Genomic DNA, 24,418 nt, shown 5'->3' with positions numbered 1-24,418 from the left:
GGTAGGCAAGAGGGGCATCTTGGAGGGAGGAGAGCGTCGAGAGGTGTCGCCAAATAGACCGATGCTCGTGGCCGAAGTTGTCAGTTATGTCTGGCAACCTTGGCCATTTTCTTTCCGTCTATTGAAGTAGAGCAATAGACGTCTACGGCTTCACCTCAACATCATCCAGCGCCTGATTCACCGCCAATCCCCCCCAGCATTATCACCTGCGCAATCCCCTGTGCGGTTTTGCGGTGGGCGGGGTCATGGATGGCGGCGAAGACCACTCTATAAACGCCAGCGTTTAAAAAGACATCTCCAAACACTCTCCCAGGCTACATATCCTTGCGCCATTGCCTACAGCTACGCCAGAATCCGCCGGCTTGTGCGCCTTGGGGGTGGGTTCTATTGTGGTCTGGTCGCTGACGAATCAGCGATCGGGTTTCGCAGCCCGGATCAATCAAGGCGCACAGCGCTCCGAAACGTTGCCATTTTGGCAACGGTGCTTTATGGCGGCTGTGCGCGGGATACCTTCGGGTATGCCGGGTTCCTTGATTCCCGGTCTGCGAACCTGCGTACAGCTGCCACCTCTCTTCGTTTCGCAGCGAAATGTGGCGGCTCCAACAATCAAGGAGCTTCACCATGATCAAACCAACACCCAACCCGCCCGAAACCGATCCTGTTTCCCCCTATGAGTCCCTCGACTCAAAAAAACTCAACGAAGCCGCCGACCGCGCGCTCGATCATTACCTCTGTCCGCCCGGCTCTACAACACCTCCACGCAAAACCCGTGGGATGTACGCTGTAACCGCGGACAACAAAAATGAAGAACTGCTGATCGATGCCAGTCAAACGCTCGCTTCGGCCCAAACCATCGCGCAGAACGTCGCCAGTCTGTTGCCGGCGTCGCAGCGTCGGGCATTGTTGGGGATTGCGCAATTGATCATGCTCGGGGAACTGGCGGTGAATCGGGCGTTGGATAATTTGCAATTGCCGGGGTGATGCGCGTATCGGTATCACCTGGTGATTGATTGGGTGTCCGTCCTGGCGCCTTCGCGGGCAAGCCCGCTCCCACAGGGTTTTGGGTTGGTCAGGGATGTTGTGTCTGGCTGTGAAATCTTTGGGAGCTGGGCTGGCAGTGATGGCGATGACACATGCGCTGTTTCTGCTGCCTGAGATATCTTTGTAGGAGCTGCCGCAGGCTGCGATCTTTTGATTTTGATCCTGAAAAACAAGATCAAAAGATCGCAGCCTTCGGCAGCTCCTACAGGGGGCGACTCAGTAGGGTTTCGAGTTTTGCCAGTGGTGGCGCGTCTTGGTTGCGGTCGAATACTTGAATCCCGACCTTGAGCAACCGCCCATTCTCCGCCGCGCCAATCACCTGCTCACACCGCAACAACAATCGCCCCTGATCACATTCCTGCGCTTTCATGCCCATCGGCAACTTGCCTTCAAGCCGCAACTCGGCCATGCGGCTTTGCCCGGCCAATAAAGCAATCGAGCGATCCCGCAAAAGCCCATTACTCTGCGTCATCAACCCCGCCACGCGCACAGCCGCCGACATCGCCACGGCAATAATGGCCAGCGCCACCAGCACTTCGATCAGGGTAAATCCGTTTTCTCGGGAAGGCGCACGCATGGAGGGCTCAAAGCGAAAACACAGCCCCCGACGCTAACCCCCGTCCTTGACGGCTTGACGACGAAAACTCCCGAGGATTTTCAACATCCCTGACATATCTTCTTGCAACACTGCGCGTCGAATCGAATCAAGCCAAGGAATGTCGAGATGGATATCGCACAGTTCAAACCGCTTAAGCAGTCGCCGCGTATGCCCCGTGGCCAGCAGGGTTTCACCCTGATCGAGATCATGGTGGTTGTGGTGATTCTCGGGATTCTCGCGGCGATGGTGGTGCCTAAAGTGCTTGATCGTCCGGATCAGGCGCGGGCGACGGCGGCGAAGCAGGACATTGGCGGATTGATGCAGGCGCTCAAGCTGTATCGCCTCGATCACGGCACTTATCCGAGCATGAACCAGGGTTTGAAAGTGCTGGTGGAGCGCCCGGCGGATGCGAAGAACAGCAACTGGCGTTCGTACCTTGAGCGCTTGCCCAACGATCCGTGGGGCCGCCCGTATCAGTACCTCAATCCCGGCGCCAACGGTGAAATCGACATCTTCTCGCTTGGTGCCGACGGGCAGCCTGACGGCGACGGCGTGAATGCCGACATTGGTTCCTGGCAGCTGTAAGGCCGGCCATGAACAGACGTTCGCCGGATCTGGCGAAGCAACAAGGCATGGCGATTATCAGTGCGTTGCTGATTGCTGCCGTGGTGGCGGTGATTGCGGCGGGCATGTTGACCCGCCAAAGCGTTGCGACCCGTGCGCTGGAGGCCGATCAGCATCGCGTGCAGGGGCGCTGGGTGGTGCAGGGCGGTTTGGAGATCAGCCGCCAGTTGTTGTGGGACGCTCGCCAGCGCGATCCGTTGACCCGGCTCGATCAGCCGTGGGCGCAACGGCTTGAAGTGCAGGGTTTTGAGGGTCGGCTGGAGGACGAGCAGGGCAAGTTCAACCTGCGCAATCTGGTGGCCAACGAGCGTGTTGATGAGGCGCAGATTCAGGCGTTTGGGCGCTTGTGCGAATTGATCGGGATCAGCGCCGGTTTGAGTCAGCGCATCAGTCAGCGCGTGATCGCGTCCTACCCGCGACTGTTGAATCCGCAGATCGCCAACAACAAGAACACTTTCGACAGCGGTCGCGCCACGTCGCCCAACGCTTCGCGAAAGCCTGAGAATCCGAAACTGCCGATGCTGCGCAACCTCGAAGACCTGCGCAGCGTCGAGGGAGTTAACGACGCCGTCATCAGCAAGCTTGCACCGTACCTGACGGTGATTCCCGCGACGACGTGGATCAACGGCAACACCGCCACCGCGCCGGTGTTGGCCGCGTATGTGCCGGGCCTGTCGCTGGAGCGTGCGCAGGCCCTGATCAATGAGCGTGACGCCGGGCGCTGGTTCATCAACCGGGGCGATTTCGTCAACCGTTTGCGCATGCCGAGTCTGGAACTCACCAGCGTCAAGGTCGGCATCACCAGCGACTGGTTTCGACTGCGCGGTGAAGCGCGTCGCGAGCAGCGGCGGGTCAGTCTGGATGCGTTGCTGCATCGCAGCCAGGATCGTCTGCCGCAGGTGATCTGGTCGCGGGTGGGTGCATGAATCAGCTGAGAATTGCCCTGCCGCCCTTGGCGGATCTTGACCTCGACAGTGAATTGAACTGCGCCTGGCTGGATCGTCAGGGCCAGGTCAGCCGTGAAGAGCGCCGTAGCCTGAAGCAGTTGAGTCAGATGCAGAAACAGCCGCCGCTGATGGGTTTTCTGCACCCGGCGGACAGCCTGTTGGCGAGTATCGATTTACCGCCGTTGCCGGCCAACAAGACCGCTGCAGCGGTGCAATGTGCGGCGCAAGCCTTGATGCTTGGTGACAGCAGCGAGATGCACATCGCCCACAGTCCGCGTGACGCAGCAGGGCGGGTGCAGATCGCGTGGGTGCCGCGGCTGGCCTTGCAGCGACTCGGCCAGATGCTCAAGCAAACCGGTTTGAATCTGCGCGGTCTGTACCCGGCGGCCTACAGCTTGCCGGTGCTGCCGGGCACCGTCGCTTGCGTGCAGGACGGTCACTTGCTGCTGCGCGAAAGCATGCAGACCGCGCAGGTTCAGCCGTTGTTCGATGAAGGCGTCGACCACGCGTTGTGGCAACCGGGCGCGCAGTTGCACTGGATCGGCGACGCTGCGCCGCCCGGTGCTGACTTGCCGATGGCCGAGGCGCAGCGCTGGACCGGGCCGTTGCCAGGCTGGGGTCTGCACGGTGCGCTGCAACAACAAGGCACTGAACATCGCGGCTGGGGCCGGGCGATCGGGTTTTCGGCGTTGGCCGTGGCGGTGTGGGTGGTCGGGCTCAACCTCTATGCGGCGCGCGAAGCCAGTCAGGGGCAGCAGCTCAAAAGCCAAATGAATCAGCGCGTGAAGCAGGCGTTTCCCGAGTTGCCGGTGATCCTCAATCCGTTGCAACAGGCCCGCCAGCAATTGGCGGCGCGGCACAAAGGTGCAGCGGACGATCCCTCGCAGAATTTCAATCGACTGGTGCTGCAGGCTGCCACGGGCATCCCGTTCATGGCTGGCAGCGTCGAGCGTCTGACGTTTGTCGACGGGACGCTGCAACTCGGTCTGATCGCAGACGCGCGTCGCACCGGCAACGACAAGGACTGGCAATCCACACTGACGCAGGCGGGTATCAGCGTGACTGCCGATGACGACGGCTGGACATTGCGCCCGGCCAGCGAAGCGACCACTGACGAAAGCGCAGACAACAGCAGCGAGGCAGAAGATGAATAAGGCATCGCTGGCGATTTACCGCGCACGCTGGCAGCGCTTCAACAGTCAGTTGCAGGCACGTTGGCAGCCGTTGGCGTTGCGCGAAAAACGCATGGTCGGCGGTATGGCAATTGCGGTGATCGGTCTGCTGGTCTGGGTCGCGCTGATCCAGCCGCCGCTGAAGAAAATCACTTACTGGCAAAGCGAAACGCCGAAGTTGCGCGCTCAGACGCAAGCGCTGGAGCTGGTGCTGCGCGACGTCAGCGTGCGCCCGGACGGTCAAAGTCTCGGCCAGTCGCTGGAGCAATCCCTGCAAGCGAGCGGTCTGGCCGGACATTATCAATTACAGGCGGCGGATGCCGGTTCATGGCAGTTGACCTTCGACGTCGCGCCGGCCGACGCGGTGCTCGACTGGCTGCTGAGCCATCCGGCACAACTTTCTCTGCAAGTGGTCGAGGCCCGTTTGCAACGCGCAGACACAGCCACGACTGAAGTCACTGCCGGCACTTTGTCAGGCACCGTTCGCATGGATCAGGCGCTTGGCGCTAAGGAAGCTTCATGATGGGGTCAGGATCCAAACCGACGCGCATGGCGTTGCCGCTGCTGCTGATGGCATTGAGCGCGTGCAGCAACACGTCCACGCCGAAAGATCAGCCACCGTTGCTGGTCGACAGCGAACTCGGCCGCCCGCTGGCCAACACTCAGCGCAGTGGCGATGCGGTGCTCGACCGTGAACGCATGCAGGCGCAAGCCAGGCCTGCGCCGAAGCAGTTGCACAACATCACCGAGCGCAGCCGTGGCGGCGGTGCTGCACGCGGCACTGCGTTGCCGAGCAACCCACTGGGCGATCAACCGGTGACGCTGAATTTCGTCGAGGCGGATATTCAAGCGGTGGTGCGCGCGTTGTCGCGTTCGACCGGGCAGCAATTTCTGGTCGATCCGCGGGTCAAGGGTAACTTGACGCTGGTCTCGGAAGGTCAGGTGCCGGCACGTCAGGCGTACGACATGTTGCTGTCGGCGTTACGCATGCAGGGCTTTGCCGTGGTCGATGTGGGCGGTGTTGCGCAAGTGGTTCCGGAGGCCGATGCGAAGCTGCTCGGCGGGCCGATCTACAGCGCCGACAAACCCGTTGGCAACGGCATGCTCACCCGCACCTTTCGCCTGCAATACGAGAACGCGGTGAACCTCATTCCGGTGCTGCGCCCGATTGTGTCGCCGAACAATCCGATTAACGCCTACCCCGGCAACAACACCATCGTCGTCACCGATTACGCCGAGAACCTGACCCGTGTCGCACAGTTGATCGCCGGCATCGATACGCCGAGCGCCATCGACACCGATGTGGTGCAGATCGAGAACGGCATCGCCGCCGACATCGCGCCGATGGTTGCGGACCTGCTCGACGCGCCGGGCAACGACCCGACGCAGAAAATCGCGGTGATTGGCGATCCGCGTTCCAACACCATCATCATCCGCGCCGGCAGCCCGGAGCGCACCGAGCTGGCGCGTAACCTGATCTACAAACTCGACAACGCGCAGAGCAATCCGAGCAACCTGCATGTGGTGTATCTGCGCAACGCCCAAGCGGCAAAACTGGCCCAGGCACTGCGCGGTTTGCTCACCGGAGAAAGCGACAGCGGCACCAGCGACAGTGCGCGTTCGGTACTCAGTGCAATGGGCAGCAATAGCGGCAGCTCCGGCGGGCAAAACGGCCAGAGCAGCACGCAAACCAGCGGCACCACGTCGACCACTTCAACGGGCAGCACTGGCGGCAGTTACGCGCAGGGCAGTGGCGGTACCAGTGGCAATGGCGGTGCGCAGGCCAGCGAGCAGAACGTCGCTTTCAGCGCTGGCGGCGTGACGATCCAGGCTGACGCGACCACCAACACCTTGCTGATTTCCGCGCCGGAGCCGTTGTATCGCAGTCTGCGTGAAGTCATCGACCTGCTCGACCAGCGGCGTGCGCAAGTGGTGATCGAAAGCCTGATCGTCGAAGTCGGCGAGGACGATGCCAGCGAATTCGGCGTGCAATGGCAGACCGGGGATCTGGGCGGTAAAGGCGTGATTGGCGGGGCGAACCTGGGCGGCTCGGGGATCAACCTCAGCGGCAAGACCAGCCTCGACGTGCTTCCGCAAGGTTTGAACCTCGGCTACGTCAACGGCACCGTGGACATCCCCGGCATCGGCAAGATTCTTGATCTGAAAGTGCTGGCCCGCGCCTTGAAGAGCAAGGGCGGCACCAACGTGCTGTCGACGCCGAACCTGCTGACCCTGGACAACGAAGCGGCGAGCATCTTTGTCGGCCAGACCATTCCGTTTGTCAGCGGCAGTTACGTTACCGGGGGCGGGGGGACCAGCAACAACCCGTTCCAGACAGTAACCCGTGAAGAGGTGGGGCTAAAACTCAACGTGCGCCCGCAAATTTCCGAGGGCGGCACGGTCAAGCTCGACATTTATCAGGAAGTCAGCAGCATCGACGAACGCGCCTCCAACAGCCCGACATCGACGGGCATCGTCACCAACAAGCGTGCAATCGACACCAGTATTTTGCTCGACGACGGCCAGATCATGGTGCTTGGCGGCTTGCTGCAGGACGGTTACAGCCAGAGCAATGAAGCCGTGCCTTGGCTGTCGACCATTCCCGGACTCGGCGCGTTGTTTCGCAACGAACGCCGGGCGATCACCAAGACCAACCTGATGGTGTTCCTGCGCCCGTACATCATCCGCGACAGCGAAGCGGGGCGCAGCATTACCCTCAACCGCTACGATTTCATGCGCCGCGCGCAGGGCGGTTTGCAGCCGGAGCGCAGTTGGGCGATGCCGGACATGCAGGCGCCGCAATTGCCTGCAACTGCGCAAGGCGTGCCGGCCCCAGGTCCGAGGGCAACCATTAAAGCGGTGCCTCTGCAATGAAAACACTATCCCCTGTAGGAGCTGCCGCAGGCTGCGATCTTTTGATCCTGCTCTTTGGCAGCATTGAAAAAATCAAGATCAAAAGATCGCAGCCTGCGGCAGCTCCTACAGGGGATCGTATTGCCACGGGGGAGATCATTCGCGTTGGGGAGGGTGGGCGATGAGTGCGTTGCCTTACGCCTGGGCCAAGGCTCAGCGCATTTTGTTGCGCGACGGGGTGCTGACGGTGTGTCCATCGACGCCGGGCTGGTCGATCAGTGAAGCGCGGCGGCAGTTTGGCGCGACCACGATACAGCGCGTGCGCGATGAAGAACTCGATGGCTTGCTCGCCGCCGCTTATGCCGACACCGGCAGCGCGGCAGCGGTGGTGGGGGCCGCAGAGAACGAGGTCGATCTCGATCGCCTCATGCAGGACATGCCGGAAATCACTGACCTGCTCGATACCCAGGACGGCGCGCCGGTGATCCGCATGATCAACGCCTTGCTCACACAAGCGGCGCGCGATGAGGCCAGCGACATTCACATCGAACCGTTCGAAACCCATTCGGTGGTGCGCTATCGCGTCGACGGTACGCTGCGTGACGTGGTTTCGCCGCGCAAGGCGCTGCACGGTGCGCTGGTGTCGCGGATCAAGATCATGGCCCAGCTCGACATCGCGGAAAAACGTCTGCCGCAGGACGGCCGCATCGCTTTGCGCGTGGCGGGACGGCCGATCGATATTCGGGTTTCCACGGTGCCCACCGGCCACGGCGAGCGGGTGGTGATGCGTCTGCTCGACAAGCAGGCCGGGCGTCTGCACCTCGAAACCCTTGGCATGGACGCGCAGGTATTGGCCAAGCTCGATCACCTGATCCGTCAGCCCCACGGCATCGTGCTGGTCACCGGGCCTACCGGCAGCGGCAAAACCACCAGTCTTTATGCTGCGCTGGCGCGGCTGGATGCGAGCACTAGCAACATCCTCACCGTGGAGGACCCGGTGGAATACGACCTGCCGGGCATCAGCCAGATTCAGGTCAACGCCGAGATCGACATGACCTTTGCCCTGGCACTGCGGGCGATTTTGCGGCAAGACCCGGACATCATCATGATCGGCGAAATCCGTGATCTGGAAACCGCACAAATCGCCGTGCAGGCGTCGCTCACCGGTCACCTGGTGCTGGCGACATTGCACACCAACGATGCGGTGTCGGCGGTCAACCGCTTGATCGACATGGGCGTCGAGCCGTTTCTGCTGGCGTCTTCAATGCTCGGGGTTTTGGCGCAGCGACTGGTACGACGGCTGTGCAATCAATGCAAGGAAGAAGACCCTACCGCGCCCGGCACCTGGCGCCCGGTCGGGTGCGCAAACTGCAATCAAACCGGTTACAGCGGCCGCACCGGCATCCACGAGTTGTTCTGCATCGACGACGACATCCGCACGCTGATTCACCAAGGGGCAGGGGAGCAGGCCTTGCGTGCGGCGGCCAACAAGGCCGGCATGTTCAGCCTGCGTGAGGACGGTGAACGCTGGATACGCAGCGGCGCCACCGCGCCTGAAGAAATCTTGCGCGTGACACGGGACGCCTGATGAATCGTTATCGTTTTGAAGCCGCCGATGCCACTGGCAAGATCGAATCGGGGCACCTGGAGGCCGACAGCCAGACTGCCGCGTTCAGCGCATTACGCGCGCGCGGTTTGACTGCGTTGGCAGTGCACAAGGAGAGCAATGTCGCCCAGCATGGCGGCGGTGGATTGTTCAGTGCACGGCTGTCGGATAACGACCTGGCGTGGGCCACGCGGCAACTGTCGAGCCTGCTCGGCGCCAGCCTGCCGCTGGAGGCCGCGTTGAGTGCCACGGTCGAGCAGGCCGAGAAAAAACACATCGCCCACACGCTGAGCGCCGTGCGTGCCGATGTGCGCAGCGGCATGCGTCTGGCCGAATCGCTGGCGTCGCGGCCGCGGGACTTTCCCGAGATCTACCGCGCATTGATCGCGGCGGGCGAGGAGTCCGGGGATCTGGCGCAGGTGATGGAGCGGCTCGCCGACTACATCGAGGAGCGCAACAACCTGCGCGGCAAGATTCTCACCGCGTTTATCTACCCCGGCGTGGTCGGGCTGGTGTCGATCGGCATTGTGATTTTCCTGCTCAGTTACGTGGTGCCGCAGGTGGTCAGCGCGTTTTCCCAGGCGCGGCAGGATCTGCCGGGGCTGACGCTGGCGATGCTGACGGCCAGTGATTTCATTCGTGCGTGGGGTTGGTTGTGTGCAGCGGTCATGGCCGGGGCGTTCTGGAGTTGGCGTTTGTATTTGCGCAACCCGGCGGCGCGTTTAAGCTGGCATCACCGGGTGCTGAAATTGCCGTTGTTTGGTCGTTTTATTCTAGGCCTGAATACCGCGCGTTTTGCCTCGACCTTGGCGATTCTCGGCGGTGCGGGGGTGCCGTTGTTAAGAGCCTTGGAAGCGGCGCGCAAGACCTTGTCCAACGACCGCTTGAGCCTGAGCGTCAGCGATGCCACGGCCAAGGTGCGCGAGGGCGTCAACCTCGCCGCGGCGCTGCGAGTCGAGAACGTGTTCCCGCCGGTGCTGATTCATTTGATCGCCAGCGGCGAGAAAACCGGCTCGCTGCCACCGATGCTGGAGCGCGCGGCGCAAACCCTGTCCCGAGATATTGAACGCCGGGCGATGGGCATGACGGCGTTGCTTGAGCCGCTGATGATTGTGGTGATGGGTGGGGTGGTGTTGGTGATCGTGATGGCGGTGTTGCTGCCGATCATTGAGATCAATCAGTTGGTTCAGTAGTGGTGTATCTGATGTTTTGATGGTGTCTGGGTTGGCCCCATCGCTGGCAAGCCAGCTCCCACAGGGATTTGTGTTGTTAATGCAATCTGCCCCACAACACTCAAACCTGTGGGAGCTGGCTTGCCAGCGATAGGGCCATTCCAGCCGACAAATTTCTTAAATAACGTTCACCGGTCTGCCTACCACCCGAGCCTCAACCCCGCCATCCTCGGGTTCTCCTTTCTGTCATCTGCAACGGCCCTTCAACGGCTCCAGCCCGATTGCGCGAAACACTTGATCCAGACGCACCTTCGACCTGCGCAAACACCCGAGAAACCTTGACGAAAATCACCTCGCAGCTCCCGAGGTTTTTTCCTTTATCTGTCACCGGAAACTGCGAATTTCTCAGTGCGACTTAACCACGGCCAACGCTCGCGAGGGCCCGGTGAGTTTTCCCAGTGTCATGCAAGCAATCTGAAACCCTGTGTTCACAACCCCCGTTGAAAAGGAGATTCTTCATGTTCAAGCGCACTCTGATCGCCGCCTCACTGACCGTCGCCGCTCTGGCATCCGCCCAGGCCATGGCCGCTAACGTAACCGGTGGTGGCGCGACTCTGCCTGCCGCTCTGTACAAAGGTTCTGCCAATAGCATCCTGCCAGCCAATTTCAGCTACCTGGGCACCGGCAGCGGCACTGGCAAAACCGCTTTCCTGAGCAACAACTCGGCACTGTTCAACACCACCGGTTCGGTACACTTCGCCGGTAGCGACTCGGTGCTCAGCGCTTCTGAAATCAGCACCTACAACGGCGCCTTCGGTGCTTCCTACGGCCCGCTGATCCAACTGCCTTCGGTGGCCACTTCGGTTGCCATCCCTTACAAGAAATCCGGCCAGACCGCTCTGAACCTGACCAGCGCTCAGCTGTGCGACGTGTTCTCGGGCACTAAAACCACGTGGGGCCAATTGCTGGGTTCTGCTGACGCCACGCCGATCCGCGTCGTGTATCGCACCACTTCCAGCGGCACTTCGGAAATCCTCACGCGTCACTTGAACGCGGTTTGCCCAACCAAATTTACCGTCACCACCACATTCGCCAACACCCTGAAGCCAGCCGGTACCCCGCTGCCATTGTCTTTCGTGGGCGTGGCCAACACGGCTGACGTCGCCATTGCCGTGAACGCTGTTGACGGCTCCATCGGTTATGTCGGCCCGGACGGCGTGAATGCCGGCAGCAACGCCGTGGTTTCCCGCGTCAACGGTGTGCAACCGACGCCTGCCAACGTGACTGCCGCGTTGTCTTCGGTTGCTCTGCCACTCGCGCCATCCAACCCTGCCCAGTGGGCTCCGGTGGTCGCCAACCCAGTCAGCGGTTATCCAATCGCTGCCTACACCAACCTTGTCTTCGGCCAGTGCTACAAGGATGCAACCGTGGCCGCTGATATCAAGACCTTCCTGACCAAACACTACAGCGTGCCGGGTAATGCCGTAGCGACCGTGGCTCACGGCTTCAGCGTGGTTCCGACCAACTGGAAAAACGCTGTGACCGCCAACTTCATCACCAACACCACCGGCAACAACCTGGACATAAACAACGCCAGCATCTGCAACGGTATTGGTCGTCCGCTGTAAGACTTCGCATCTAGTCCGCTGTACGAATGGCAGTCCCTTTTGGGGCTGCCATTTTTTTTGCCGTTTCCAGCGCAGTTACTCCCCCAACATGAAGTTTGTGTGACATCCGTTCGGTCGCGCCTCTCGCCAACCGCCTATGTCCTAACAGCAGGTTGTTGCCGACCTGCGGCTACCAAAAAGGATCTCGTAGTGATGCTCGCTCGCCCATCCCGTCGACGTACCCATGTCCAGACTCTCAAGCGTGATGCCGACCCGGCACTGTGGCTGCTCAAGCCGCTGGCGCAGGTCGTGGCGTTGTGTCTGGTGGCGGGCAGTGCGCACGCGCAAACTGCGTTCAGCTCAGGCTGGTTCGCCGCCAAGGGCGCTGCGCAGCAAGCCGGCGCTGCTAGGCCGAGCACTGGCGGCCTGCCGGGCATGACGCCGCCCTTGGCGCAGCAACAGAAAGCCAATCAGCAGTTGCAGCGCTCGATTCAGACGTTGAACAACACCGTGGCAGCCATTGCTGCGCAACAGGCCGCTCAGGCGGCCGGGCGTGCGACGGCGTTGGGCTCGGTGCAGTTTGTGCCGGACGGTCTGGGCGAGGGCGGTTTGAAGGTCGATAACAGCCTTGCGCAGGGTTGGCAGAACGCCAAAGGCCCGCAGCAGACCCAGGCCGACGGCAAGACCAACGTGCGCATCGAGCAGACCGCCGACAGGGCGATCCTCAATTGGGAAACCTTCAACGTCGGCCGCAACACCACGGTCGAATTCGCCCAGCAATCCAACTGGGCAGTGCTCAACCGGGTCAATGATCCGAGTGCACGGGCCAGCCAGATTCAGGGCCAGATCAAGGGCGACGGCACGGTGATGCTGATCAACCGCAACGGCATCGTCTTCAGCGGCACCAGCCAGGTCAATGTGCGCAACCTGGTGGCGGCCGCGGCGAACATCACCGATATCCAGTTTCGTGACCGTGGCCTGTACTTCGACAGCAGCGGCAGCCAGCCGACCTTCACCGATGCGGCCGGCAAGGTGCTGGTCGAGCGCGGCGCGTCGATTGCAACCCATAAACCGGCGACGTCCACCGACGCCGGTGGCTATGCCTTGCTGCTCGGCAACGAGGTGCAGAATGACGGCAGCATCAACACCGCCAAGGGCCAGACCGTACTGGGCGCCGGTGACAGTTTCTATATCCGCAAAGGTTCGGGCACCGAAGGCAACAGCTTCTCCACGACCTTTGGCAACGAAGTCACTCCGGGCTTCAAGGCCGGCAGCAGTGCCGGCAAGGTCGGCAACAGTGGTTTGATTCAGGCGGCCACGGGCGACATCACCCTGACGGGCCATGAGGTGCAGCAAAACGGTGTGCTGCTGACCAGCACGTCGGTGGCGACGCGCGGCACCATTCACTTGCTCAACCCGGCGACCGACACCGCCGGCAGCGTAACGTTGGGCCAGGGCAGCGCCACGGCGATCATGCTCGACAGCAGTGATTTGACGGCGCTCGACAGTCAGCACAAAGCCGCGCTGACCGGCGTCAACGCCAATAACAAAGTGCGCGGCGACCAGTCGCGTGTCGAGATCCAGAGTGGCGGCAGTGTCGAATTCCAGAATGGCTCGATCACCCTCGCCACCGGCGGCCAGGTGGCTGTGACGGCGGGGCGACGCAGCCTCGTGCGCGACGGCGCGATGATCGATGTATCGGGTGCCATCGGCGTAAAAGTCGCGATGGAATCCAACAACATCAAGATCAACGTGCAAGGCAACGAACAGCGTGATGCGTCGGTCAATCGCGAGAAAGGCGCGCTCAACAGCAATGATGTGTGGGTTGATGTGCGTGAGCTGGTGTATGTGCCGGCGGGCACTAACGGCTACGCGACGGATCGCTGGTACACCGCCGGTGGCTTGCTTGAAGTCGGCGGTTATCTCGGCACGCAAGGCCACCGCGTCGGTGAATGGATGGCCCAGGGCGGCATGGTCAGTTTCGCCGGCAACGATGTGGTCACCGAGAACGGTTCGCTGATCAACCTGTCCGGCGGCACGCTGGATGTGCAGAGCGGCGAGATTCGTCAGAGCTGGCTACGTGGCGCCGATGGCCGCCTGCATGAAGTTTCGCAAGCCCCCGGCGACATGCTCTACGACGGTTTTTACAAGGGTTATGAAGACAGCAGCGAGCGCTGGGGGCAGACCGATTATTACTACACCCCGCTGATCGCCCCAAGCACGCGTGTCGAGTCGGGCTACACCGTGGGCCGCGATGCCGGGCAACTGGTGATTGCGACCGGCAACGCAGTGCTCAACGGGCAGATGCTTGGCGAGGCTTATCAGGGTGAACGCCAGACCCAGACCCCACGCGCCGCGCTGGACGGCTATGAGCAGAGCCAGACCGCCGCGGCTAGGCGCGGGCAACTGATCGTCGGCAGTTATGACCCAGCCTATGTCGCTTCGGCGGGCAGCTTGCTTTACGGCCTCAACCCGACGTTCGACCAGGTACAGATTGGCGGCGAGAAGCCTGTCGATGGCAATGATCAAAACCTGCTCGCGGCAGTGTCCGAAGTGCGCAAGGGCAAGCTGTTTCTCGACGCCGGGCAGCTCAACGGGTTCACGTTGGGAGCGCTCAAAGTCGCGGCCAGGGATGTGATCGACGTTAACGATTCAATCAAGGTCGATGCCGGTGGCGACATCACCCTGTACGGGCCGGATGTGCAGGTCAATGCTGATCTGACGGCCCGTGGCGGCCGTGTTCATTTGGGCAACGTGCTCAATCAGTTGCAGCTCAATCAGGTCACCGACACGCGAATTCCTGCGTTAACAGGACACGCCACCCGCGTCACGGTGGCTGAAGGCGTGCGACTGGATACCCGTGGTCTGTGGAGCAATCTGGGCACCAACCCGGATGACGGCAACGCGCTTGCGCATTTGAGCGGAGGCCTGATCTCGATCCGCAGCAGTGGCGATGTCGACGTCCAGGCGAGCAGTCTGCTGGATGTTTCTTCTGGTGCGGCGCTGTTGGCGAACGGCAAGATCCGCGGGGGCAAGGGCGGCAGCGTGACGCTGGAGTCCAGCGCCATGACCGCGGCAGGCAACTCGCAGCTCATCCTCGACGGCGATGTGCGCGGTTACGGTGTCACGGGCGGCGGCACGCTGTCGGTACAGGCCAACAAGGTTCTGATCGGCCAAACCGATGAGGTACTGGCCGAGCACACTGTGCAACTGGCACCGAGCCTGTTCAGCAGGGGTTTTTCGGCGTACAGCATGATTGGCCTTAACGGGCTGGAGGTGGCCGACAACAGCGTGCTCGATGTCACGATGCCGGTTTATCGTCTCGCTGCATCGGCGTCGGGGCAGGCCAGCGGCGTCGATCCGCAGGCGGCGCTGGAGGTGTGGACGCCGACGCTGTTTCAGGAAAACCCGACCAAGGCTGTGTTGACTCAACGTGGCGGCGCCAGCCTGTCGTTGCAGGCCGGGTCGAGTGAGGCCGGTCTGCTCGATCCGCTTAACACCGCACTGACGCTGGGCGCGGGATCTCGTATCAGTGTCGATCCGGGGCAGCGCATCGGCCTGCGCGGGCCGGGGCAAATCACGCTCAACGGTGAACTGAATGCCTGGGGCGGCACTATCGATGTTCGTCAGCAACAGTTCGGTTTGACTGACCCCGCCGTGAATCCTCTGGAAGCTGCCAATCAGGCGCACAACCGCTCGATCTGGATCGGCGAACGTGCCGTGCTCGATGTTGCCGGTCGCGCGACGACGGCGGTGGATGCACTGGGCCGTGTCTACGGCCAGGTCGGCAAGGGTGGCAACATCGTCATCGGCGGTGAACTCGACGCGAAGAAAGCCACTGCCACCTCCGCCGATGCTTATGTGATTGTGCGCAACGGCGCGCGTCTCGATGCGTCCGGTGCTCAGACCGTACTGGACATCGCCGGGCAGGGGCCGACCACGGTTGCCACGGATGGCGGAAAGATTTCCCTGAGCGCCTACAACGGCCTGTTTATTGACGGTGATCTGCGGGCGGCGGCAGGCGGTGCCGGGGCTGCCGGGGCTGCCGGTGGTCGATTGGACATCGCCCTGGAAACGCCGATTTACAATCCCAACCTGGCCAGCAATGACGTGCGCCTGCCAAGAGAACTGATGATTGGCCAGGAGCAAGGCGAGTCCCTGTTGCCGGCGGATCTTGAGCCGGGTAAGGCGGATCAGCAGTTGGTCTACGGCCGCGCACGGCTAAGTGCCGATGCGTTGATGGCTGGCGGTTTCGATCATCTCGGCCTGTTGAGCAATGGCCTGATTTCATTCGACGGCGATGTCGACCTGCATCTGAATCAGAGTTTGAGCCTGTACGCCGGTGCCGTGTCGCTGGCCAACGATTCGAAAGGCACTGCACGAATCAATCTGTCTGCGCCTTACCTGCGTCTGCTCGGCACGGGCCGCTATTACGACTCCAATGGCGTGATTCGCCCAAGGGTCATGAACGCGCCAACGCCGGACCTGTCAGCGGCGCAGTTCAGCGCCACGTCGAGTCTGCTGGACATTGGCAACAGTCTGTCGTTCGGCACCCTCGGGTCGATTGTGCAACGCAACGCACCGGCGCTGCAGGTCGGTCGCCGTGGCTTCGCTCAGGTCTCTCTGGCCAGTTCGGGGGACATGCGTTTTCTGGCGTCCAGCACCGGCACACTCACCGAACTCTGGGCGCCGGGCGACCTGAACCTCAGTGCGGCGCAGATCTACCCGGTGACCGGGGCGAGAGCCAGGGTTCGCGCCGGTTTCCAGCAGGAAACGGCACCCTCCGACGGTACGCTGCGCATTCTCGGTAACGGCGCGACGCCCTCGGCGTTGCCGTACTCAGTGTTCGGCGAATTGACGCTGGCGGCCAGCCACATCGAGCAGGGCGGGGTGCTGCGGGCACCGCTCGGTTTGATCCAGTTGGGCGAGAACAGCAAGTCGGTGCTGACCCGAGAGGTTCAGCTATTGCCGGGCAGTCTCACGTCGGTCAGCGCCGCCGGGCTGGTCATGCCTTACGGCGGCACGACGGATGGCATCGACTATCGCCATAACGGCAGCGCTGTAGCGCTCAAAGGCATTATTGGCGCTTCGACGGGCGTGACCTTGCTGTCGCAGCACATCGACGTGGCGCAAGGTGCGGTGATCGATCTGTCGGGCGGTGGCGACTTGCGTGGCGCCGGCTTCGTCTCCGGCCGTGGCGGTTCTACCGATGCGCGCTACAACCCGTTGGTGCGCAATGCCAGTGACGGCTCTTTCAGCCTGCCGGGTCTGGCCAGCAATCCGGTTTACGCCATCGTGCCGGGCAATCAGAGTGTGTATGCGCCGGTGCTTGCCGAGGCGGGCGCGGTCGATCCGCGCATCGGCCAGCAAATCACTGTCGGTGCCGGTGTGCCGGGTCTGGCGGCTGGCACCTACACGTTGCTGCCATCGACCTTCGCCTTGTTGCCCGGAGCATTTCGGGTCGAGGTCAACGGTCAGGCCACGGCGGCCGGGACGAGCCCTGCCTTGCAGATGCGCAACGGTTCATGGACCAGCAGCGGGCAGATGTCGATCGCCAATACCGGTGTGCGCGACAGCCTTTCCAGCGCGCTGATTCTGACCTCGGCCGACGTCTTGCGGCGTTACTCGCAATACAACGAAACCGGCTACAGCCAGTTCATCAAAAGCGATGCCGCGCGCCTGGGGGTATCGCGCGCGCTGGCACCGATGGATGGGAAGTTGCTGGAGCTGCGTTTCAATAGCGGCGGGGAGCGTGACATTGCCCTGGATTTCAACGGGCAGGTGCTGTTCAAACCGACCGAGGGCGGTGTGGCGGGTACAGCTGTTGTGCGCGCAGTTGACGGCGACATCGAGGTGCTGGGGGCGGGTCGTTCGCGCACGCAGGATTTCAGCGGCATTGCGCTTTACGCCGATAGCCTCAATCGAATGAATGGCGGACGGCTGGCCATTGGCGCCATGCCGACGGTGAATTACGGCTCCGGGGGCAATATTGTCACCTTCGCCGACAACATCAGTTCAAACAACATCATCCTGCGTGAAGGCGCCGTGCTTTCTGCGCCGGAGGTGGTACTGCGCACCCGCAGACCCGACGGCGGCATCACCCTTGAGGCGGGTGCGGGTATCAATACGCTGGGACGCGGCGCCGCTCCGTTCGACTCGGCCGGCGGATTTGTTTACGACCCCGGCAAAGCCAGTCTGCTGTTAGTGTCCAACGGCCAAACCAGCGTGCTGGCGCCGGCGAAGTCAGTCGGTCTTGATGGCGCGGGCAGCATCCGTATCGGCACCTGTTCGCTGGAACCGTGCACTAACCCGGCGACCCTCTACTCCAACGGCAGCATTACCGCAGCCACCGACAATCAGTTTGAACTGAGCGATGCGGTGCGTTTCGGCACAAAGCACCTGACCCTGGCGGTTGGCGCGATCAATGTGGGCAATGCCCAGGTGTTGACCGACGCAGAGGGCCGCGTGCCGGTCGGCCTCACGCTGAGCCAGAGCGTGCTCAATCGCCTGTTGCAGGGCGATACACAATTCGGTGCGCCGGCGCTGGAATCCTTGAACCTGACGGCCCGTGACTCGTTCAACTTCTTCGGCAATGTTTCGCTCGATACGCTGGACCCGCAAACCGGGCGCAGCAAACTGCAAAACCTGATTTTGACCACTCCGGCGATCTACGGTCAGGGTGACGCTCAGGATGTGGCGACTATCCGCACCGCCAACCTGATCTGGAACGGCGCCACACAGGCACCCGGCGCAGTGGTCAGCGACGGCGCCGGGACTGGTCGCGGCACGCTGGACATTCAGGCGCAGCGCATCGAATTGGGTTACGGCCCCAATCCGCAACCCAACGGCCTGGATCAAAACGATCGTCTGGCCTTGGGGTTCGCCAACGTCAATCTGACGGCCAGCGAACGCATTACGGCCAATCACAAAGGCAGCCTCGCGGTTTACCAGGAGCAGGGGGCTTATGACCCGGTCGAGGGTTACGCCTACAGCGGCGGCAACCTGAATTTGCGCACGCCGTTGCTGACGGGTGAAGCGGCGTCGGTCAACACGATGAAGGCCGGTAACCGCCTGATCCTGTCTGGCGCTGGCGGTTCTGCAACGGCTGATGCACTGGGTGCGGAACTGAATCTTGAGGCGCGCGATGTCGTGCTTGATGGCCGTATTGCGCTGGCCAGCGGCAAACTGGTGGTCAAGTCTGACGATGATTTGACCCTGGCCGGCAATGCGCAACTGGATCTCGCGGGGCGCACCTTGCCGTTCAATGACGTGAAAAAGTACAGCTGGGGCGGTGACGTTTCGCTCTACAGCCACAACGGCAATATCCGTCAGGCGGCCGGCTCGCGAATCGACCTGTCGGCGCAGAACAATCAGGCCGGCAACCTCAATGCTGTGGCGCTGGCGGCGGATGCGGGCGTGGTCGATCTGCAAGGCGAGATCCTCGGCGCCAGCAGCGGTTATTACGATGCCGGTGGCACGCGGGTGCCGTACAAGGCCGGCGGCGTGGATATTCGTGCGCAACGGTTGGGTGGGGACTTGAATGAACAGTTCGCCGCACTTAACCAACGTTTGAACGCCGGGCAAGTGTTTGGCAGCCGTAGCTTGCAGCTCAAACAGGGCGATCTGCTGATCGGTGACGGGCTCAAGGCCGGCGAAGTCAACGTGTCGGTGGACAATGGCAGCCTCACCGTTGGCGGGCTGATCGATGCCAGCGGCGAGCGGGTCGGCAGTATTCGCCTGTCTGGCAAAAACGGTCTGACGATCAGTGGCAATGCCGTGCTCGATGCCCATGGTCGGGTGTTGCGGGTCGACAGTTACGGCAAGATCATCGACGCGCCGAACCGTGCCATGGTCGAGCTCAATTCCGGTGAAGGCGCGCTCGTGCTGACCTCCGGTGCACGGATCGATTTGCGTCACGGCACCGCTGCCGTTAACGGCCCATTGCCTGGGCAAAACGACGGGATGCTGCGCGGAACCCTGGAGTTGAACGCACCACGGCTGGGCGTCGACGATATCGCCATCGATGCCAGCGGTCCGCTGACCGTTCAAGGCGCACGCTCCATCGGTCTCAACGGCATGCGCCGCTACACTGACGCCCGCGATGGCGTCGATCCTGCGGCCAGTGGCCGACCCTATCAGGTGCTCGATCAGGCGATGTTCGATCGCATCGATGGTGATAGCAGCGCATTCATCGACGCGGCGCTGGTCAACAACGACCTGTTGCAACGCAAACTCGCAGGTCTCAATAACGCGACTTACGCCGATTCGTTCCATCTGCGCCCTGGCGTTGAGATCGCCAGTAAAACGGCAGACGGCGACCTGGTGGTGGAGGGCGATATCGACCTGTCCCGCTACCGTTATGCCAGCCTCAACCCGCATACGCAGAAGACCACGGTCTATGGTTCAGGCGAGTCTGGCAACCTGGTGATTCGTGCCGGTGGCAACCTGGATATCTACGGCAGCATCAACGACGGTTTCGCACCGCCTGCGGAAACTGTCGACGATGCTGGCTGGAAACTGTTGCCGGGTGTGCAGCCGTTTGGCGGCGATCTGATCGTGCCGGGTGCCGGCGTGAACCTGGCCGAGGGCACGCTGTTCCCGGCGGGCACCACGCTTAATTATGACTTGCCGATTCAAGCAACCACGTTGGCCAGCGGCACGTTGCTGCCAACCGAAGGCGTACTCGTCAACGACTACGCGGTGAGCGCTGGCACTGTGTTGTCCGGCGCCATTCATGACGCCTCGGGCAACCTGATGTACGCCGCCGGCACGTTGCTCAAGGACAGCGTGACGTTACCGGCAGGCAGCCGCCTGGGGGCTGGCATCCGGTTGAACAGTGCTACCGCTGTGCAAGCGATGCTCTGGCCCAAAGACGTACCGCTGCCACGTGCGATAAGCGCGGATAATAAAGTGGTCGGGGTGAAGTTGAGCGGTACGCTGGCGTTGCTGCGCGGCGCGCTGATCCCGTCCATGACCGACGTTGTGCTGGCCGATGGCACGCAATTCATTGAACTGCGCGGTTACACCAGCACCACGCAACAGGGCAGCAACTGGGCGGTCGCGAGCATGCTGGCGCCGGGCAGTTCTTCGTGGTCGATGCGCGTGGCGGCCGGTGCTGACCTTGACGCGGCCGACAGCCGTGCGCTGAAGCCGCTGACCGCAGACGGTAATCTGCGCCTGGCCGATACCCACTACGGTTTGAAAGTGGTCGAGAAGCAGCTCGACACCACATGGGCCGACGGCAATCCGCTGGGCTACCCGGCGGGTGAGGTGGTGAAAGAGGAAGATCTGTTTTATTGCGATGCAATTCCTGGCGCCTGTGTCGCTCCGTCGAAATTCCTGTGGGCGGAGGGCAACATCATGGGCATGGAGCCAGGCACGCCGATCATCGATGATGACCTGTTCTGGTGTGACATCGACCCCGGGTCCTGTGTGGCCAACAAGGGCGGCATCTCCGTCACCACGCACTCGCAAATGTTCAGTGTGTTGCGTACCGGTACCGGCGATCTGGACGTGTTGGCGGCCGTTAATCTGAGCATGAATTCGCCTTTCGGCGTGTACACCGCCGGCACTCAGTCCAGCGATATTGATCCGCGATACAACCAGCCGCGTGGACGTCTGACGGACGATGGCTCGGTGCTGGGCAGCAAGGGAATGGACTACGAAAAATGGGTCAATGGCGGTACCGACAACCTTTATCAGGCCTGGTATCCGACGTTGGGGGGCAACCTGACAATCAATGCCGGCGGCTCGGTGTCGGGTGATGCAGTCGGGCGACGGGGGATAAACCCTGATGCGGACTATCGAGAACAGGTGTCCAGTGTGTCGGTGGGCAACTGGCTCTGGCGCCAGGGCACGGGCAACACCGATGTGCCGACGGCGTGGTGGATCAACTTCGGCAGTTATGCCACCCAGCCTTTGCCTGATGCGGGTGCAGATACCGCCCCTTATCTGGTGGGCTTTACCGGTTTCGGCGCGCTGGGCGGTGGCAACGTCAGCCTGCGCGCCGGTGGCGATGCCGGCATGCTCAATCCGTTGGGCGACAGCAAGAGTAATCCGCGAAGTCAGGGCCTGATCGTGGCGGTGGGCAGCACCGGCCGGGTCGGCAGCGACGGCAGCTTGCAACTCACCGGTGGCGGCGACATGGACATCCGCATCGCAGGTGCGCTCAATCCGTCATTGCTGGCACGTGCCGGGGAAAGCGGCGTTGCAGCGCCGCGTCACGACTTGCAAGGCGCATTGATCAACCTGCGCGGTGCTGCGCAATTTTCGGGCGGGGCATTAGGGGCAATCAATTTGCAGTATGGTGCGGCGGCCGAATTCCAGGACTCGCGCGAAACCCGTGCCTTCGATCCGTTTACGTCGACGCTGGGCAGTGCCTCCGGAGGTCTGGTGTTGATTCCCGGCGACTCGGGCATGCGCTTGAGCACCCGCGGCGATCTGGTGTTGGGCGGCGCGGCCGATCCAGGCCGGGTAGGGTTGCAGAACTCCACGGCGTTTACCGATGCGGATGGCGTTTTTCACGCCGGAGGCGGCCTTACAGGCTTCTCCTTGTGGAGCGATCACACCGCCATTGATCTGTTCTCGGCGGGCGGTAACTTGACGCCAAGCACCCAGTTGAACGAGACCTACTCGCAGGGTCCCGTGCCGGGCCTCAATTCCTCGCCAACGGACGGGCGATTCGTCTATCCATCTGTGTTGCGCGCAGTCGCCGCTCAGGGTTCGATCTATGCCGGTCTGTCGGCGGCATACAAAGACCGCGGCGATGCGGCAGCACCGGCTTATTCGCTGTTGCTGGCGCCTTCAAACGGCGGACAACTGGAAATGCTCGCCGGCGATTCGATCTATGCCGGCGGTTACGCGATCAACCAGTCCGGCGCCAGTCTGTCGAGCATCGCCACACCGTTCGCGCCCGCGTTCACCGGCTATGCGCAATACAGCGCGAGCAGACCGGTGATGAGCAATTACAGCAACGATGGCGTGGCCCCGTCTCTGAACTCGCGTTATCCATTGTTCGCTTTTGGTGCTGACACGTATTCAGGGTCAAACAACGTTCAGGCCCCGGCACGCTTTTATGCGCTGACCGGTGATCTGGTCGGCGTTCGCAGCGGCGAAACCTTGTATTTCACCAACTCAATGCGCACCTGGTATGAAGGCGCGGCGCCGGTATGGATGCTGGCGGGGCGCGATATCGTCGCCTCCGGTGCCAACCTCGGACAACCGACCACGGCACCGTCGGAAATGGGCTGGAATAACGAACAGATCAGTTCTTCAGGCAATCTGCTGATCCACAATGCCCCTCGGGATGTGTCCCGGGTTTCGGCTGGCCGCGACATCCTTTACAGCAGCTTCGACATCGCCGGCCCGGGCCTTCTCGACATCAATGCCGGGCGTAACATTCTGCTGGAGGATCGCGCCAGTATCACCAGTCTCGGGCCACTGGTGGCCGGGGACAATCGACCCGGCGCCAGTGTCGTGTTGCAGGCCGGAGCGGGCGCGCAGGGGCCGGATTATTCGCGGTTCATTGCCCGTTACCTGAGCGCGCAGAACCTCGCCAATCCGGATGCGTCGTTGAGTGCGCAACCGGGCAAAGTGGTCAAAACCTACCTCGACGAATTGCAGAGCTGGCTGACCCTCGGTTATGGCTTCAGCGGCAGCGCAGATCAGGCGCAAGCCTTCTTCGCCGCGTTGCCGAGCACCGAGCAAGCTATCTTCGCCCGCCAGGTGTACTTCGCTGAATTGCGTGCCGGTGGCCTGGAATACAACGACGTCGATGGCCCGCGCACTGGCAGCTATTTGCGCGGTCGCAATGCCATTGCAGCGCTGTTCCCGACCACCGATGTGGCGGGCAATCCGATTCGTTACGATGGCGATATCACGTTGTATGGCGGTGCCGGGGTCAAGACCCTGTTCGGTGGCGACATCCAGATGCTCACGCCGGGCGGCGGTCAGGTGTTCGGCATCGAAGGCGCGGCGCCGCCATCCACAGCGGGGATCATCACCCAGGGTTCGGGCAACATTCAGCTCTATTCGCAGGGCAGCATTTTGCTCGGCCAGAGCCGGATCATGACCACGTTCGGCGGCTCGATCCTCGGCTGGTCGGCAGAGGGCGATATCAACGCCGGTCGCGGCTCGAAAACCACCGTGGTTTACACACCGCCTAAACGGGTTTACGACACCTGGGGCAACGTCACCTTGTCGCCATCGGTGCCGAGCACTGGCGCCGGTATTGCCACGCTCAACCCGATTGCCGAAGTGGCGCCGGGCGACATCGATCTGATCGCACCGCTGGGCACCATCGATGCGGGCGAGGCGGGGATCCGCGTGTCGGGCAACGTCAACATCGCCGCATTGACGGTGGTCAACGCGGCGAACATCTCGGTGCAGGGCAAAGCGACCGGCGTACCGGTGGTTTCGGCGGTCAACACCGGGGCGATCACCTCAGCCAGCTCCGCCGCCTCATCCGCGACGCAAGCGGCTGAAGATGTCGCGCGCCAGCAACAGGCGGCAGCGCGGCAGAATCAGGCGTCGGTGTTTACCGTGCAGGTGTTGAGCTTCGGCAGCGAACAACTCACCCCATCCCGCGATGGCGCCAGCCGTGCAGCGGCGCCGGGCTACAACCCGAACAGTCCGGTGCAAGTGCTGGGCGCCGGGGCGCGGGATGAACAGGCGAAACAGCAGTTGACCGAGGAGGAGCGTGGGCAACTGACGCTGTAAAAGACTCTCGTGTAGTACGTTTGGGCGGCCGTTTGGCCGCCCTTTTTTTTCAGCCAGTTAACGTAAAGCCTGCGGGACGGT

At 62.1% G+C, this 24,418-nt stretch carries 11 protein-coding genes and 1 pseudogene; 10 read left to right on the top strand and 2 right to left on the bottom strand.

Annotated features, from left to right (window positions below):
• Nucleotides 1–142 precede the first annotated feature (142 nt).
• Nucleotides 143–260, bottom strand: a pseudogene (locus tag JJD74_RS31470) (DUF6124 family protein); the annotation flags it as partial.
• Between the two features lie 361 nt (nucleotides 261–621).
• Between JJD74_RS31470 and JJD74_RS16125 the strand changes: the two are divergent.
• Nucleotides 622–981 (top strand): DUF6124 family protein, encoded by a 360-nt coding sequence (locus tag JJD74_RS16125; RefSeq protein ID WP_200615451.1) that lies wholly within the window; start codon nucleotides 622–624, stop codon nucleotides 979–981.
• A gap of 262 nt (nucleotides 982–1,243) precedes the next feature.
• On the opposite strand, the gene gspI is transcribed toward JJD74_RS16125, so the two are convergent.
• Complete coding sequence (gene gspI, locus JJD74_RS16120) at nucleotides 1,244–1,618, bottom strand: type II secretion system minor pseudopilin GspI (RefSeq protein ID WP_200615449.1); 375 nt, start codon at nucleotides 1,616–1,618, stop codon at nucleotides 1,244–1,246.
• 147 nt (nucleotides 1,619–1,765) lie between these two features.
• On the opposite strand from gspI, the gene gspG reads away from it, so the two are divergent.
• From gspG to JJD74_RS16075, 9 genes are all read left to right on the top strand, one after another.
• Entirely contained in the window at nucleotides 1,766–2,224 is a 459-nt protein-coding gene (gspG, locus tag JJD74_RS16115; RefSeq protein ID WP_042559465.1) for a type II secretion system major pseudopilin GspG, read from the top strand.
• Between the two features lie 8 nt (nucleotides 2,225–2,232).
• Nucleotides 2,233–3,189 carry a type II secretion system minor pseudopilin GspK gene (gene gspK / locus JJD74_RS16110; protein ID WP_200615441.1) on the top strand — a complete coding sequence of 319 codons (957 nt, stop codon included), beginning with the start codon at nucleotides 2,233–2,235 and terminating at the stop codon, nucleotides 3,187–3,189.
• A complete protein-coding gene (gspL, locus tag JJD74_RS16105) occupies nucleotides 3,186–4,364 on the top strand; it encodes a type II secretion system protein GspL (protein WP_200615430.1) in 1,179 nt (392 codons plus the stop codon). Before gspK ends, gspL begins: the two co-directional genes overlap by 4 nt.
• Nucleotides 4,357–4,905, top strand: a complete 549-nt coding sequence (gspM, locus tag JJD74_RS16100) for a type II secretion system protein GspM (protein ID WP_200615428.1) — start codon at nucleotides 4,357–4,359, stop codon at nucleotides 4,903–4,905. Before gspL ends, gspM begins: the two co-directional genes overlap by 8 nt.
• Nucleotides 4,902–7,256 carry a type II secretion system secretin GspD gene (gene gspD, locus JJD74_RS16095; RefSeq protein ID WP_200615426.1) on the top strand — a complete coding sequence of 785 codons (2,355 nt, stop codon included), beginning with the start codon at nucleotides 4,902–4,904 and terminating at the stop codon, nucleotides 7,254–7,256. Before gspM ends, gspD begins: the two co-directional genes overlap by 4 nt.
• 160 nt (nucleotides 7,257–7,416) lie before the next feature.
• Nucleotides 7,417–8,823 carry a type II secretion system ATPase GspE gene (gspE, locus tag JJD74_RS16090; protein WP_200615418.1) on the top strand — a complete coding sequence of 469 codons (1,407 nt, stop codon included), beginning with the start codon at nucleotides 7,417–7,419 and terminating at the stop codon, nucleotides 8,821–8,823.
• On the top strand, nucleotides 8,823–10,034 hold the full coding sequence (gene gspF, locus JJD74_RS16085) for a type II secretion system inner membrane protein GspF (protein WP_200615409.1): 1,212 nt from the start codon (nucleotides 8,823–8,825) through the stop codon (nucleotides 10,032–10,034). The genes gspE and gspF overlap by 1 nt, the downstream gene beginning before the upstream one ends.
• A gap of 497 nt (nucleotides 10,035–10,531) precedes the next feature.
• Nucleotides 10,532–11,641, top strand: a complete 1,110-nt coding sequence (locus JJD74_RS16080; RefSeq protein ID WP_042559458.1) for a substrate-binding domain-containing protein — start codon at nucleotides 10,532–10,534, stop codon at nucleotides 11,639–11,641.
• A gap of 192 nt (nucleotides 11,642–11,833) precedes the next feature.
• Nucleotides 11,834–24,337: a filamentous haemagglutinin family protein gene (locus JJD74_RS16075; protein ID WP_200615406.1), complete on the top strand. Its 12,504-nt coding sequence runs from the start codon at nucleotides 11,834–11,836 to the stop codon at nucleotides 24,335–24,337.
• Nucleotides 24,338–24,418: the final 81 nt, after the last annotated feature.

This window comes from Pseudomonas sp. MF6776 (genome assembly GCF_016613125.1).
Classification (GTDB): domain Bacteria; phylum Pseudomonadota; class Gammaproteobacteria; order Pseudomonadales; family Pseudomonadaceae; genus Aquipseudomonas; species Aquipseudomonas iridis.
The sequence above is the reverse complement of the archived record's forward strand: the minus strand, read 5'-3'. Positions and strand labels throughout refer to the sequence as shown.

Excerpts from the sequence above, each read along its gene's own strand:
- JJD74_RS16125 (WP_200615451.1), top strand. The coding sequence starts at position 622 with ATGATCAAACCAACACCCAACCCGCCCGAAACCGATCCTGTTTCCCCC.
- gspI (WP_200615449.1), bottom strand. The coding sequence starts at position 1,618 with ATGCGTGCGCCTTCCCGAGAAAACGGATTTACCCTGATCGAAGTGCTG.
- gspG (WP_042559465.1), top strand. The coding sequence starts at position 1,766 with ATGGATATCGCACAGTTCAAACCGCTTAAGCAGTCGCCGCGTATGCCC.
- gspK (WP_200615441.1), top strand. The coding sequence starts at position 2,233 with ATGAACAGACGTTCGCCGGATCTGGCGAAGCAACAAGGCATGGCGATT.
- gspL (WP_200615430.1), top strand. The coding sequence starts at position 3,186 with ATGAATCAGCTGAGAATTGCCCTGCCGCCCTTGGCGGATCTTGACCTC.
- gspM (WP_200615428.1), top strand. The coding sequence starts at position 4,357 with ATGAATAAGGCATCGCTGGCGATTTACCGCGCACGCTGGCAGCGCTTC.
- gspD (WP_200615426.1), top strand. The coding sequence starts at position 4,902 with ATGATGGGGTCAGGATCCAAACCGACGCGCATGGCGTTGCCGCTGCTG.
- gspE (WP_200615418.1), top strand. The coding sequence starts at position 7,417 with ATGAGTGCGTTGCCTTACGCCTGGGCCAAGGCTCAGCGCATTTTGTTG.
- gspF (WP_200615409.1), top strand. The coding sequence starts at position 8,823 with ATGAATCGTTATCGTTTTGAAGCCGCCGATGCCACTGGCAAGATCGAA.
- JJD74_RS16080 (WP_042559458.1), top strand. The coding sequence starts at position 10,532 with ATGTTCAAGCGCACTCTGATCGCCGCCTCACTGACCGTCGCCGCTCTG.
- JJD74_RS16075 (WP_200615406.1), top strand. The coding sequence starts at position 11,834 with ATGCTCGCTCGCCCATCCCGTCGACGTACCCATGTCCAGACTCTCAAG.